The sequence below is a fragment of the Larkinella rosea genome (assembly GCF_003858635.1).
GTDB classification, from domain to species: Bacteria; Bacteroidota; Bacteroidia; order Cytophagales; family Spirosomataceae; genus Larkinella; species Larkinella rosea.
The window spans coordinates 327,807-342,216 of the sequence record NZ_RQJO01000008.1 but is presented as its reverse complement, the minus strand read 5'-3'; the positions used below and the strand labels follow the sequence as shown (position 1 = coordinate 342,216).

Sequence of the window (14,410 nt, the reverse complement as noted above, 5' to 3'; positions counted from 1 at the left end):
CATTTTATTTGTCTACACAAAGTGCGTCCCGTGATGCTTGGCATCGGCGACGAATTCTTTTACTTTCTGCTCTTCATCTTTGGGGCAAATCATCAGAACACCGTCGAACTCGGCAACAATAAACCCTTCTAATCCACTGATCACGACGAGCTTGCCTTTTGGCGTTTTGATGATGCTGTTATTGGTATTGTACAGCATGTGGGTGCCATCCGTGACGTTTTCGTTCTCGTCTTTTTCGGATACTTCATACAACGATTTCCATGTTCCCAGATCCGACCAGCCGAAGTCACTCAGCACAACGTACACATTCTTGGCCTTCTCCATAATGCCGTTGTCGATGGAGATGTTTTTGCAAAGCGAGTAGGCCTTATTGATAAATGCGTGTTCTTTTTCGGTAAAATACCACTCATTCCCCTCCGCAAAAATCTCTGCCGTTTCGGGCATGAAGCTTTCAAACGCCTGGCGGATGGCCTGCACGTTCCACACAAAAATCCCGGCGTTCCAGACAAACTCACCACTATCCAGAAATTGCTGGGCCAGTTCCAGGTGCGGTTTTTCGGTAAACGTCTTTACTTTTTTGATGCGCTGCTCGCTGGCGTCCTGAATATACTGGATGTAACCGTAGCCGGTGTCCGGACGGCTGGGCTGAATACCGAGCGTAACCAGAACGTTCTGGTGGGCAGTGGCTTCCAGGGCAATGCGGATTGTGTCCCGAAACTCTTCTTCTTTCAGAATGATGTGATCGGCGGGAGCCACCACTATATTGGCTTCCGGATCCTGCTGAGCAATTTTATAGGCTGCGTACGCAATACAGGGTGCGGTATTGCGACGGACGGGTTCACACAAAACCTGGTCGTCGCTGAGGTAGGGAAGCTGCTCTTTGACCAGGGATTGATATTCGGTACTTGTTACCACATAAATATGCTCCTGAGGACAGATACCGTCAAAACGATCTGCCGTTTGTTGCAGCAGCGACTTACCGGTTCCGAGAACATCGTGAAATTGCTTGGGGTTGTTCGTGCGACTAAATGGCCAGAAGCGGGTTCCAACTCCGCCCGCCATAATTACTACATAGGTATGGTTCATAAAAAAGAAATTCGTATACAGCCTTAACCTGCTAAATTGAAAAAGGGGTTCCTAAACTACTAACGAATGCACTAAAAAGTTAGAGATAGAATCAATTTCTTATCAAAACCGCCGGTCAAAACGGTTTTTGAAGCAATGAATGACACAAAGGTATCAAATCGGGTAATTTGTTCGGAAATGAAAAGGTCAAGGGTTTGTTCATTAAAACCGGCGGGACTGATCAGCATCGGGAAAGCCCGATCGGGTAGAACCAGACAGAACCGGCTACACTTGTTCCTGCTTCACGAAAATTAATGCATTGAAAGCCAAATCGTAACGAATATTTCCAATCATTTTACGGGTACACCGGTGGTAGTTTTTAGCAATTATCGTAATTTTCTTCCCATCATACTGATTCCCTGATTGATCGTAACGGCTCCCCGCTTATGGAAAAACGATATACCCGCATCGCCCTTTTTGTTGGGTTAGTTCTCGTAACGTGCATAGAATGCTATGCACAAACAAAAATTACCGGAAGTGTCACCGAAAATACCACCAAAAAACCGCTGATTGGGGTGAGCATAACGGTAAAAGGCACCGTTGCCGGCACCATTACCGACAACCAGGGCCAATTCGCCTTAACCACCACCGCCCCGTTGCCGCTGACGCTGGTGGTTTCGTCGGTCGGGTTTCAAACCCGGGAAGTGGCGGTTCAAAGCCAGTCGGCTCTGGCCATTGAACTTCAGGAACAGGTAATGCTGGGGCAAGAAGTGGTTGTATCGGCGTCGCGGGTGGAAGAAAGCGTGATGAAATCACCGGTTTCGGTCGAGAAAATGGACATCCGAACCATTCAATCGTCGCCAGCCGCTACCTTTTACGACGCTCTGCTCAACATGAAAGGTGTGGATATGAGCACTCAAAGTCTGATGTTCCGCTCGGTAAACGTGCGCGGATTCAGTGCCAACGGCAATACGCGGGTGGTGCAGCTGGTCGATGGAATGGACAATCAGGCTCCGGGGCTCAATTTCTCCGTAGGAAACATTGCGGGTCTCTCCGAACTGGATGTCGAAAGTGTTGAATTGCTGCCCGGTGCGGCTTCGGCGCTGTACGGTCCGAACGCGATCAACGGTTTGCTGCTGATGACGAGCAAGAATCCGTTTCAGTATCAGGGCCTGAGCGCCTATGCCAAAACCGGTATTATGTCGGCCAGCAACCGCAGTAAAGCAACCACCCCGTTCTACGACGCGGGCATTCGGTACGCCAGAGCATTCGGCAACCGGCTGGCTTTCAAACTCAGCGCATCCTACATCAGTGCCGACGACTGGCAGGCCAGCGACACCCGCGATCAGGGTTTTGCCAACGGATTTACACTCGGGACCGGTAACCGCCAGAATAATCCGGGTTACGACGGAATCAATACCTACGGCGATGCCAGCGCCAATTTGAGCGCCTTCCAGAGCACCGTTGCGCAGCTTTTGCAGCTTCCTCCGGCCCAGATCGCCCTCATTTCGCCGGATCTGGCCCAGATCATCGGGGGAGTCAATCAGCTCTCCGCAGCCACGAAAATTCCGGCAACCCAAATCATCAACGATGTGTTGTTGCCCAACGTAACGGTTTCCCGGACGGGCTATTCGGAGAGTCAGCTGGTTAATTACAAAGTCAGTAGCCTGAAACTGAATGGTGCATTGCATTACCGCATCAACGACAATCTGGAGGCTATTCTGCAAGCCAACTGGGGAACGGGCACGACGGGCTATACGGGGCAGGACCGGTTTTACATCAAAGGGTTCAGCATCGGTCAGTACAAGGCCGAATTGCGCGGTTCCAACTTTTTTGTGCGCGGCTATACCACCCAGGAGCGTTCCGGCGATTCGTTTTCCATTGGCATTTTGGGGCAAGGCATCAACGAAGCCTGGAAACCAAGTCTGGACGCGAACAATTTAGTGGGGTCCTGGTTTCCGCAATACGCCTTTACGTACGCCGGTGGTGCTTTGCAAACGTTCAGCACGGCACTGCAGCAGGCGTTGGCAACAAATCCCGCAACGGCCTACCAGACGGCCGTTAATGCCGTTAATTCGGTATCGGCAAACCTCCACACGGCCGCCCGCGCATCCGCCGATCAGGGGCGGTTTTTGCCGGGGACACCGCAGTTTGACCAGGCAGCCGCCACGGTTTCCGGCCGGCCGCTGCCCGGCACCCTGCCAAATCTGGGAGCTAAATTTCTCGACAAGACGAGCCTTTACCACGGCGAGTTTATGTATAATTTCAGCAAGCTAATCGACCCCAAAACCGTTGAACTGCTCGTTGGGGGTAATTACCGGCAATACGCACTGAATTCCGGGGGAACCATTTTTGCGCTGGACGAAAAAAAACAGGAATACAACATCACCGAATACGGCGGCTACGCCCAGGCCGCGAAGACCATTGCCGACATTCTGAAACTGACGGGTTCGGTTCGGTACGACAAAAACATGAATTTCAAAGCCCAGTTTAGTCCCCGTCTGTCGGCGGTTTTAACGCTGGCGAAAATCCATAACATCCGGGCGTCGTTTCAGCGCGGTTTCCGGATTCCGACCGCTCAGGCGCAATACATCGACCTCAACACGCCTACCAGCCACCTGATTGGGGGTTTGCCGACGTTTCAGCAGAAATATAATTTTGCGTTCAACCCGGTTTACACGCTGGAATCGGTTCGGGCGTTCGGCGCAGCTTTGCAGGGCGGAGCGGCTGTGCCGGTGGCGGCTCAGTCGCTGCAGCCATACCAGCGCCAAGAGTGGAGCCCGGAGCGGGTAGAAACCTACGAAGTCGGCTATAAGGGATTACTGAGCAACAAACTGTTTATTGATGCCTATTATTATTACAACCGGTTTTTGAATTTCGAGGGTGCGCAGGTGGTCGTGCAGGGCCTGCAACCCGCCACGATCGACAACCCGGTTTCGTTGCAGCAACTCGTCAGCGGAACAACCCGTACGATCTACAGCTTTTACGTGAATGCGCCCATTCAGGTCAAAAACCACGGCTGGGCCGTTAGCGCCGATTACCTGCTGCCGGGCCATTTTACGATCGGTGGCAACGTGTCGTTCAATGATCTGGCCAATCGCGGCTCCTTACCGAGCGGTTTTGTCACGTTCTTCAATACGCCCAAATACCGGTATAACCTGTCATTCGGTAACCGAAATATCCGCAACAGCGGTTTTGGCTTCAACATCCTTTACCGGCATCAGGACGGATTTTTGTGGGAGTCGAGCTACGCCAATACAGAAGCGACGCTGCGCCAGCAAACCACCATACCGGCATTCGGTTCGCTCGACGCCCAGGTGAGCAAACGCATTCCGGGTATCAAATCCATTCTGAAAGTGGGTGGCACGAATGTACTCGGCAAGCTGTATACGCAGGCGTGGGGCAATCCGAGTGTGGGCGGAATGTACTATGTTTCGCTGACGTTCGATGAACTGATGAACCGCTAGGCCATTTTTAAAAACCGGCATCCGTCGAACCTTATGTAGAAAATGGTGCTGTTTTTAGGCACTCGCAATGCGAATCAGATCTTCCGTTGTGTTGATAATCAACGTATTGGAAGGAGTACGAATATCCTGCCCAACGACCTGATAGCCCGTCAGCAGCAGTTGTGCTTCGGGAAAAAGGCTGGCTAACCGATCCACGTAAGGCTGCACTTCGTGATTGCTTGGCGAAGAGGTGATGGACGCAAAAAGGTAATCCGGTTTGTGCTGCCTGTACGCAAATTCCAACTCGTTCAGCGGCAGACTTTGCCCCAGGTAAATAACCCGGTTTTGTCGCGCCCGGATCATGTAACTGGCAAACAGCAAACCGATTTCGTGTAACTCACCTTCCGGTAAAAACAGCAGGTATTTTTTTCCCGTCGGTCGTTGTTTATGCACCTGCCCGTCGATGGCGACAATGATTTTCTGGCGAATCAGGTTCGACATAAAGTGCTCCTGCGCCGGACCGATGGAACCGGTTACCCAGAGTGTACCAATCCGGCTGAGAAAAGGATAGATGATGTAAATCATCGTCTTTTCGAAACCAAACTGAAGAATATTTGTGCTGATGATTTTTTCAAACCGATCTTCATCCAGATCGATCATCGAAAGGGTCAGGGCGTGAATCTGGTCAGGATAATTTAGTTTTCGGTCTGAGATCGTGACGACTTCGCGGGTCATTTCGACCATCGACATTTTCGAAATCTCGGAAATTTTAAAACCGTGGTCCTTCAGCAACGATATATTCAGAACCAGTTTCAGATCGAGGTCATCATACGTACGGATGTTGGTGTCCGTCCGTTTGGGTGAAATAATGTTATAACGTTGCTCCCAGATCCGAAGCGTATGGGCTTTGATTCCAGAAAGTTGCTCCAAATCTTTAATTGAGTAATTACTCATGGGAATTGCATAAATAATAGTTATCCCAAATCCTGCGTCCTTAAAAAGAGGCTATTGTTATTCCGCAAACCGCATAGATGCGGTACAAGATACCTAAAGATTAATTATATGATTACAATGGTGACTAATTTAGAATTGTAATAATCGAATAAGAAACTAGCGTTGTTTAGCCCTTTATAACTGTAGGCAGTTCCCAATTGTTTAGTCTCCAGACAGGAAAATGAGTGCATTGAGAATCGCGAAAAATAAGAATTGCAGAGTGAGTAAGGGCAACGCCAGGCGGTTTTGCTTCCGAAACGGTAACCCGTACCAGATCGCCAGCAAAACCAGCGATACGATCCACCAGCCCAAATAATTCCGGATCGGAACGGGGGCTCCGAACCAGTTCCAGAAATCCAGCCGAATGGCAACGGGTTCGATCAGCAGATCCAGCAAGACCATCAACGATGCCGCCAGAATCGTCTTTAAATAAACCGGTACCAGGAATCGGTCAAAAATCACCCCGCAACAATACGTCAGCATAAGCCAGTTGAAGCCAATCACCACTGGAACCTCCCACAGTTTCCAGCCCAACGTTTCCCCATAAACGTAATTACCAAAGACAAAACCGGTATGAACACCCAATACTTCGATCAGAAAACCGAGTTTGATGGCCAGAATACCGTAAAAAAGAAAAGACGGTTTCCAGTCGGTATGAAAAAACAACAGCAACAAAAGCGAACCCAACAGGTTATACGGCACCAGACTCCGGAACAGCGGGGATAGCGACGGCATTTGCAAACCGATGATGCCAGCCGTATAGGCCAGGATCAGGAGCGTCAGCACGGGGCGGTAAAATCGATCGGGCATGACCGGGCTCTGGGTGGAAAAGGCTGAAACGCGAATGGTAAAGACGTAAAAAAGGCCCTGTCAAAAAACAGGGCCGATAAGAGGGAGAAAGACGGGTCTTTTAACACCCCCTTTAAAACCGCAAAAAAGGCGGTTTTCTCCTTGTCCCTTTTGTCCCTTAAAAAACAGGTTTTTCTTTAAGCCCTTATTATAGTGTAAAATATTTATAATCAACGAGTTGTCTTGGGACAAAAGAGACAGATTTAACATCTGCTACTTTTTTGCAAGGCTCATTAAAATTTCAATCATTTGTGTCTTCTCAAGTATTAGTTTATCCTTTTCTAAAATCCGATCATCTAAAATCTTGTTTATTCCTTTCAGGTGTTTAAGATCTTTATCTAAATCGGAAATCTTCTTTTGATATGAACTAATGTCTTCACTACCTTCTAGTTCCAATTCTTTGATTTGAGCTTTTAATCGCTCGTTCTCTTTTTGCAATGAATGGATTTTTGCAACGAGTAGTCTTGGATCTTCTTCTAGAAGATTTTCTCCCTTTTGAATGATTTGTGTACCATCTACTTCAAAGATTGCCGCAATTTGGTCTAAACGTTTTAGAGTCAATTCTGTCTCCCCTCTCTCTAATCGGGCATAGCTTCCTTGGTTAATTCCAAGCTTCTCAGCCATATCTTCTTGAGTTAGACCCTTTTCAGCTCTAAAGCTGCGGATATTTTCGTAGATGTTTGCCACGATGCAAATTTAGATTTGACACCCCTATAAATAAAACGACAAAATACATTACGATAATTTGCATATTAAGTAGTGATTATGTTATTTAGCACCACATCTAAATAACATAACACTATGACTGCGCAACATACGCACAGTAAAATTGCAGATGCAATTTTATCACAATTCCCCGAAGGAATTGATTTCAAGCCTCAAAAGAGCTTTTATGAATCGGTAAAAATCAATAAGCACCGGTTTGCGAAAATTTATCGTGGTGAAACAGTTCCCACGCTGAAAGAAGCTAGCGCAATAGCGTCGCACTTTAAATTCAGTATCACAGAATTAATTTAAAAAAGCACCCTGCCAAAGTGCAACAAAGAATTATGTGATTATTAAATAAAAAAGGCACTTGCCCCCTAAGCAAGTGCCTTCACTAATTACTCACCAATAACCCCAAAACAATGAGCAAAAATAATAATGAATCGCAAGAAAACAAAAGAGGACCAATTCTAAAATATAAGCAAATTCAAAGTTATTTGTTTGATAAATATGATTTAAGATTTAATTCAGTATCAGTTGATATTGAATACAAATTGAAGGGAGAAATTGAATGGAAAGTAATGAATCCTGCCCATCTATCGCATGAGCTTTACATGATGGGTTTTACTGGATTTGACAAAATGCTTTCTACGCTTATTACTTGTCCGGAGGTCGAAAAATACGATCCTATAAAAGAATACTTTGAATCTTTACCTGCATGGAATTCTACAATGCCAGATTATATTGATGAATTATTAAATTACATTGAAGTTGGTAATAATCAAGATGAGATTAATTTCTTTAAGCATCAATTTAAAATGATGCTTGTAAGAGTAGTAGCACTAGCATTAGATAAAATAAGTTTTAATAAACATTGCTTCACACTTGTAGGGCCACAAAATGACGGAAAAACGTCATTTTTTCGATTTTTATGCCCTCCTAAATTGAAAAAATACATGAAAGAGAATATTGAATTTGAGGGTAAAGACGGTGAACGGTCTTTAGCTGAGAATTTATTTATTAATCTTGACGAGTTGGCAACTTTTAGTAAGTACGATATTAATAAAGCCAAATCTTATTTTACAAAGGATCAAATAAAAGTGCGACTTCCTTATGATAAAAGTGATAGTTATATGAGAAGAAGAGCATCTTTTTTTGCTTCAACAAACCAGCAAGAATTTTTAACTGATAGCACTGGAAGTGTTCGATGGTTAATATTTGAAGTTAAAACTATCAAACACGATAATGGAGGTCCGCAAGGATACTGTTCTTTAGATATTAATAAAATTTGGAGTCATGCGGTGGGATTACTTAAATCTGGGTATAGGTATAATTTAACCCAAGATGAAATAACATACTCTGGAAAAAATAACGTACAATATCAGAACCAAACAAATGAAATGGTTTTGATCTCAAAATATTATATAGGTGCAGACAAAAACACTCCTAATGCCAGATTTATGACTGCTACTGAAATTGAACTTGATCTAAGGGTCAAAACCGAAAATAAGATAAAGTTAGGTAGCCAATCAATTGGAACTGCACTCTCACAATTAGGTATAAAGAGAGACAAGAAAAGAATTGGACCACTTACCCCATTTGGATACTATTTACTTGAGCAAGTTCAAACGTAATTTTTAGCTTGCTTTCCAAAATTAAAAGTTTACTTACTTATACTTACCACAGTTACCACAACATCTTAACTGCTTGATTATTAACGTATAATATGTGGTAACTTATACCTACCACATAGTTACCACAACCTTACCACAAATGAAGGAGAAATTTTAAATGTGGTAACTTGAAATTTCCCACTTACCACATATAAATATCTGATTATCAAACAGAAATGGCTGTGGTAAGAGTGGTATGCATGACTTGAACATTTTTAATTCTCTAGAATGATTCATGTAATACTAATAATTGAATTATTCTAATATTTAGCCGATAAGAAAAAAGAATTGGTTTTTGGAAATTTCCATTCTGAGTTACATCGATCAACATGTATAATCTTTTAGCATTACTCATATGATTTCATTAAAAGAAATAGCGAGAATTAAGAAAGAGATTTCAATCGTTGCATACTTACAAAAGCTCGGACATGAACCGGTTGCAACTGGAAGTAAGTTTCTTTATCGCTCTCCACTCACAAATGAACGAACAGCTTCCTTTTACGTCGATCCAGTTGCTAATACCTTCGCAGACTTTTCTTATGGTAAAGTAGATGGGTATTTAGGTGGTGACATTATTGATTTGGTCGCGCGGCTGAATCGCTTCAGTTTTCCCCAAGCAGTAGCCGCTTTACAAGCAGACTCGAATAAGCCTTACTTTTTCCTTATCGGCCAAAACTCTTATAGCGTCGAATCAGAAACCAAACTTGAAATCGTCGCTATAATCCATCTCCAGCACCAGGCATTACTTAAATATCTAAATCAACGCGGCATTCCTGACGCCTACGCATCGAACTACTGTAAAGAGATACATTTTCTAAGTAAAGGACAAAAACGCTTTGGTATCGGGTTTTCGACCAATTGTGGCAGTTGGGCAATCAGAAGCGAAAAGTTCAAATGCTGGATTGGAAAAGGTGACTACACTTTTATTGAAGGAGCCAGCAGCGTGAACGCAAATGCACTGAATTTATTTGAAGGATTCTTTGACTTCCTGTCGTGTCTGGTTTACTGCAAGACTAAACAGCTTCACAATCCATCGCTCATTCTCAATTCCACAACTCATTTAAACAGGGCAATGGAACAAATACAACTTGCACCGGTAGTCAATTGCTTTCTTGATAACGATAAAGCAGGTGATAGTGCATATCAAAAACTACTTGAAAAGGGAGTAAATGTGATAGATCACCGAGGGATTTATGCGGGGTATAATGACTTCAATGACTTCCTAATGCGCTACACTAATACATAGACCGCTTTTTAGGCGCTTTTAGACCGCTTTTTAGGCGCTTTTAGACCGCTTTTTAGGCGCTTTTAGACCGCTTTTTAGAGCACTTTTCGACTACTTTTAGGGCACTTTTAGGACACTTTTTGACCACTTTTAGGGCACTATTTTCGACCATTTTGAAAGCAAAATCATAACCTACAAAAAAGACCATGAAAACTAGCAACACCATTCAGACTAGCACCCAATTTCAATCTAATTCTGCAAACGAATTAGTCAATATTTATCAAGAGATTAATTCATTTATGAAGTCGATGGACAATCGTTTACGGCAATTGCTTAATGGACAAATATCAATTCCTGACACAATCACGCAACCAGATACAGAAGTTGTTTCAAATGAGCCAACGATCATTTCTTTGATGGATGATTTTATACTCTCTCGACGGAATGTAAAACGTGCTGAATCAACTGTAAAAGGCTATCGTATACGGGCAAATGTAGTTGCCTTTTACGCCCAAAAATCAGGTATGGAATTGGTCCCTGCAAGGAATTTAAAGGCAGGTTTCATGCGTAAGTTTACAGAATGGATGATAAGTGAAAATTATGAAGGAAGTACAATAAACAGTGTACTCGCATTTGTTAAAACCGTTTTCCATCATGCCGTTGGAACCGATATTTTACCAAGCTCTCCAATCCTAGGATTTAAGCCAGATAAGTTTACCCGCCCTGAGCCTGAGCCATTATCCAGCGATGAATTATTAAAAATGTTCACTACTAATTTTCCAGAGGATTTGAGAGATGCTGTAGAATGTTTCTGGTTTCAACTTTATACAGGGTTCCATTATGCAGACGCGAAATCGCTTACTAATAAAAATATAATAGAGAAAAACGGACAAAAATACCTTAAAAAAAACAGACAGAAAACCGCTGTTTTAGCCGTCGTTCCCTATTCTGAACAAGCGCAAGCAATTGCAAGATACTATGGGGGGATTGATAAATTGCCTTTTCCGTCGCGTGGATCGGCATATAATAAATTGCTTGTAAAAGCTGGAAAAATTGCAAGCACTAAACACCTATATTGTAGTCGAGCGCGAGATACATTTACAGATTACTATTTAAATACTGAAGGCTATACGCTAGAATCGGTAGCATTGATGTTAGGGCATACTGATACTGATTATGTCAAGAAATATGCAAGACTCAGGGAAAACCGCTTAATTAATGAGTTTGAATCAAAACAAGTCTAAAAAAACTCTAAACTTTTTGATAGCTACAACTATCAAAAAGTTTAGAGTTTTCTCTACTAAAATAGAATGTTATCGGATATATTTTACTGGAATTCAAATATTTTTGATACTTTGTAATGCTATAATGTGTTTGTTATCAGTTCATTAAGGAATATTGTCAACTTTTAAGACAATTTAATATTTTTGAATCAACTAAAAAATATTGGATGAAATCTCTAAAATTTACTTGATAACGCTATTAATTATTTGATTATCAGTTCCTCTCTTGTTAATGGCTCTCCCAAATAATCGAATATAATCCTGACAATCTTTGGCGAGAATAATTGTTTCCCTTCTTTCCACCCAATTTGTTCCTTTATTGGCTCAATCGCTAAAGAAAAAGAATGATAGTTTGTGCAGTATAGTTGAACAAGACCAGCTTTAGAGATAAAACTTTCTGTTTTCATATGTATGATATTTGCGAATAATGATATTATAAAAATAGTGTAAATTATTTAAAATTGTGAAAATTTGTATATTTACGTGTTATTTTTGTCCATTAAATATCACATTCATGGCTATTCGATTGTTTGGAAAGAAAATAGGTAAAGGCAAAGTAGTTGCTGATATATTCAGCAAACCAGAAGCCCCTAAAGTTACCTTAAAAGATGCAAGTGGAACTGTTGTTGCCACTATTGATCCAGCTAATAAAAAGAATCCATTTACGGTTATAAATCCACAAATTTTCTATAAGCCTTTACTCGGTATTGATCCTGTTCAACAGCATGAAATTGCAGAAATGGATTATGGTAAAGGGAAGTATGAAAATCGTAAAGTATTTGTCAATGCACAATTAACAAGGATCAAAAACTTAGCTGATCGCTATGTCATAGAAATTGACAGAGTTGCGAACAAAGCACAAGTCCCAAATTGGCAAAGTTATGCGGGGTCGATTGTTGGTACCGTTGGAACAACTGCACAATTAGCGCAACCATTCGGATTATTAATTAAAGGAGCTGCTTACGTGTTGTCTAGAACTGGGGCAATTAAACAAGGCGAAGCTCAAAGCGAAGCTGCGCAGGCTATACCTTATTTAACGGGACAAATGGAATATTTGCAAGCTGAATTCAATGCATATAAAATCGAATTGGAAGATATTGAATCAGAAGCAGCAGGAAATAAGGCTTTAGATAATTTAGTGCCGATGTTCATTATTCTATTATCTTTTATTATTTATAATAAAAAGCATAAAACTGCCAACCATTAGACTTTTTGATTATTTGCCATGATTGATTTTAACCCCCAAGTATCTAATTACTTGGGGGTTTTTGTTGTATCGGGCCGAGTTAACTGTGAATTATCGATCACGCCCATAGTCCGGACAATCACATAGCTGAAATTTTCAACACTGCAACTTGACCTTCTAATTTGCCCCAAGTGAATTATATAAGTTTGTATCATTACGGCAGTTCTGGTAATATTGCCCAAATTGAACGTCTAAAGCCAAAACAAATGAGAGTCTATCTGTCTATCATATTCTTCTGTTTCGGTATGTCTGTCGCAATAGCGCAACAATCAGCAATCTATAGTGGTAAAGGTCCAGACGGAAATACATACATTATTACATTCAAATGTTACAGTCCTCAATACGCTTTAGCTGTTTTAGAGCTGGGCAATTCAAATAATGCAATGACACCGCTCTTTTTTGCAGGGAAAGAGAAATTCTTAGGATCAGATGCATTTAAGTTCTCTTCTAGTATAAATCCGCGAGATTCTGATTACATATATATTCTATTCACAAGTATTGAATCCATTCGATTTGTCGCTAATAATGGCCTGAATGTAGAACTTTCTCATACTTATAAACCGTATGTGAAATTGGCTACCCCTTGTTTGTGTATGAACCCAAATCAAGCGTTGATAACAATTAAAAGTAGCTTGGAAGGTATGTTAAAAAGCAATAATTACCCTTCCAAATAAATTCAACAAGTACTTGAATAATCATGTTTTTTAATTTAACTCATAATATAAATTTTGCTTCTTATGAAAAATAACATATTGCGCAGAGTAACATGTTTCTATGCAGGCACAATAAAATTACCTACTTCTAAATTATATGCATTAGATAATATTAAAAAAGATAAAATTGAATTTGGTATATTAAGAAATTTTAAAGCATTAAATACTATTGATTATGAAAAAGAATATAGCCTAAATGGAGACTCATATACTATTAAAACGAATAATTCAATTATTCCAGAAGGCACAATTGAATTAACTGGAAAATTTAATAACTCGTCAATTGCTATGGTGGCTCAAGTGCCGATCCCAATTAAAGGTGTTATGGCTAATGCTAGGAAAATATCATTTAATATAAATCAATCAGAATTAGTTTTGTTACATTATTTATTTAATGTTGATACTAAAAATAATTCTCTTGCAGATATAGATATTAAATTTTATAAAAATGCCTTTACTGTAGCTATTGATAGTTATATAAAGGCAGCTGCTGATTATCGTATAACACCAATGTCTAATTCAGGTGATCCATTATATTTCGAAATTGTTGAATATATATTTGACACCAATGTTTCACAAAATGAAATGCGAAAAAGATTTGGAGATGATCCGTATGGTACAAAAAAATTTGAAGGCTACAGAGGCCAATTTGATGAAAATGGATTTTTTACCAAAATAAATAGAGATATTCCTATTGAAACTCCTAATGTAGAAAATAATTTTATGGCTGTGATAAGTAGTAACGACCCAGCTGGAAAATTAGAGCTTTCTGATATTTTTTCTAGAGTATTGAGAGAAATTCATATAAATAACAATTATAAATATGCACTATTAGAAGCTTTCACTTTTGCCGAAAGTGTCACATATAGATATATAAAGATGTTTAAAATAAGAGCAGGTATAGATGAAAAAATAATTAAAGAATTCGATAGACCAGAGGTAACATTTAACTATAAACTTAATTTAGAAATTCCAGTATTATTTAGCCTTACAAAAGAAGAAAAAGAAATAATAAAGGAAATTGATAAAATTAAAGGCAGGAGAAATAAAATTATTCATGGAAGCGAAGGAGTCTTGCCTGTTACAAAAGCAGAAGCTTTGAACTCTATTGCAAAAGCACATGATTATTATTTAATTTTACAGAAAAGATTTCAATAGAATTTTTGTATTTTAATCGCCCGGAAATCATAAATAAAGTGAACAATAAATATA

At 41.0% G+C, this 14,410-nt stretch carries 12 protein-coding genes; 8 read left to right on the top strand and 4 right to left on the bottom strand.

Annotation, left to right across the window (positions count from 1 at the left end; genetic code table 11):
• Nucleotides 1-12 precede the first annotated feature (12 nt).
• Complete coding sequence (locus EHT25_RS10260) at nucleotides 13-1,086, bottom strand: mannose-1-phosphate guanylyltransferase (RefSeq protein WP_124874101.1); 1,074 nt, start codon at nucleotides 1,084-1,086, stop codon at nucleotides 13-15.
• Nucleotides 1,087-1,511: 425 nt separating this feature from the next.
• On the opposite strand from EHT25_RS10260, the gene EHT25_RS10255 reads away from it, so the two are divergent.
• Nucleotides 1,512-4,532, top strand: coding sequence for a TonB-dependent receptor (locus EHT25_RS10255; RefSeq protein ID WP_124874099.1), 3,021 nt, complete (start codon nucleotides 1,512-1,514; stop codon nucleotides 4,530-4,532).
• A 54-nt stretch (nucleotides 4,533-4,586) separates the two neighbouring features.
• On the opposite strand, the gene EHT25_RS10250 is transcribed toward EHT25_RS10255, so the two are convergent.
• The 3 genes from EHT25_RS10250 to EHT25_RS10240 all read right to left on the bottom strand — a co-directional run bounded on the left by EHT25_RS10250 (nucleotide 4,587) and on the right by EHT25_RS10240 (nucleotide 7,040).
• On the bottom strand, nucleotides 4,587-5,465 hold the full coding sequence (locus tag EHT25_RS10250; protein WP_124874097.1) for a MerR family transcriptional regulator: 879 nt from the start codon (nucleotides 5,463-5,465) through the stop codon (nucleotides 4,587-4,589).
• Between the two features lie 201 nt (nucleotides 5,466-5,666).
• Nucleotides 5,667-6,314 (bottom strand): carotenoid biosynthesis protein, encoded by a 648-nt coding sequence (locus EHT25_RS10245; protein ID WP_124874095.1) that lies wholly within the window; start codon nucleotides 6,312-6,314, stop codon nucleotides 5,667-5,669.
• A 252-nt stretch (nucleotides 6,315-6,566) separates the two neighbouring features.
• Entirely contained in the window at nucleotides 6,567-7,040 is a 474-nt protein-coding gene (locus EHT25_RS10240; protein WP_185731329.1) for a helix-turn-helix domain-containing protein, read from the bottom strand.
• 114 nt (nucleotides 7,041-7,154) lie between these two features.
• Between EHT25_RS10240 and EHT25_RS10235 the strand changes: the two genes are divergently transcribed.
• The 7 genes from EHT25_RS10235 (at nucleotide 7,155) to EHT25_RS10200 (ending at nucleotide 14,356) form a co-directional block, all read left to right on the top strand.
• The gene (locus EHT25_RS10235) at nucleotides 7,155-7,370 is read left to right on the top strand and encodes a hypothetical protein (protein WP_124874091.1); all 216 of its coding nucleotides are present in this window, start codon (nucleotides 7,155-7,157) and stop codon (nucleotides 7,368-7,370) included.
• 110 nt (nucleotides 7,371-7,480) lie between these two features.
• Nucleotides 7,481-8,692, top strand: a complete 1,212-nt coding sequence (locus tag EHT25_RS10230; RefSeq protein ID WP_124874089.1) for a VapE domain-containing protein — start codon at nucleotides 7,481-7,483, stop codon at nucleotides 8,690-8,692.
• A gap of 394 nt (nucleotides 8,693-9,086) precedes the next feature.
• Nucleotides 9,087-9,977: a DUF8464 domain-containing protein gene (locus EHT25_RS10225; protein ID WP_124874087.1), complete on the top strand. Its 891-nt coding sequence runs from the start codon at nucleotides 9,087-9,089 to the stop codon at nucleotides 9,975-9,977.
• A gap of 185 nt (nucleotides 9,978-10,162) precedes the next feature.
• The gene (locus tag EHT25_RS10220; protein ID WP_124874085.1) at nucleotides 10,163-11,200 is read left to right on the top strand and encodes a phage integrase SAM-like domain-containing protein; all 1,038 of its coding nucleotides are present in this window, start codon (nucleotides 10,163-10,165) and stop codon (nucleotides 11,198-11,200) included.
• A gap of 553 nt (nucleotides 11,201-11,753) precedes the next feature.
• On the top strand, nucleotides 11,754-12,446 hold the full coding sequence (locus EHT25_RS10210) for a hypothetical protein (RefSeq protein ID WP_124874081.1): 693 nt from the start codon (nucleotides 11,754-11,756) through the stop codon (nucleotides 12,444-12,446).
• 284 nt (nucleotides 12,447-12,730) lie between these two features.
• On the top strand, nucleotides 12,731-13,159 hold the full coding sequence (locus EHT25_RS10205; RefSeq protein ID WP_124874079.1) for a hypothetical protein: 429 nt from the start codon (nucleotides 12,731-12,733) through the stop codon (nucleotides 13,157-13,159).
• 63 nt (nucleotides 13,160-13,222) lie between these two features.
• On the top strand, nucleotides 13,223-14,356 hold the full coding sequence (locus EHT25_RS10200) for a hypothetical protein (RefSeq protein ID WP_124874077.1): 1,134 nt from the start codon (nucleotides 13,223-13,225) through the stop codon (nucleotides 14,354-14,356).
• Nucleotides 14,357-14,410 lie beyond the last annotated feature (54 nt).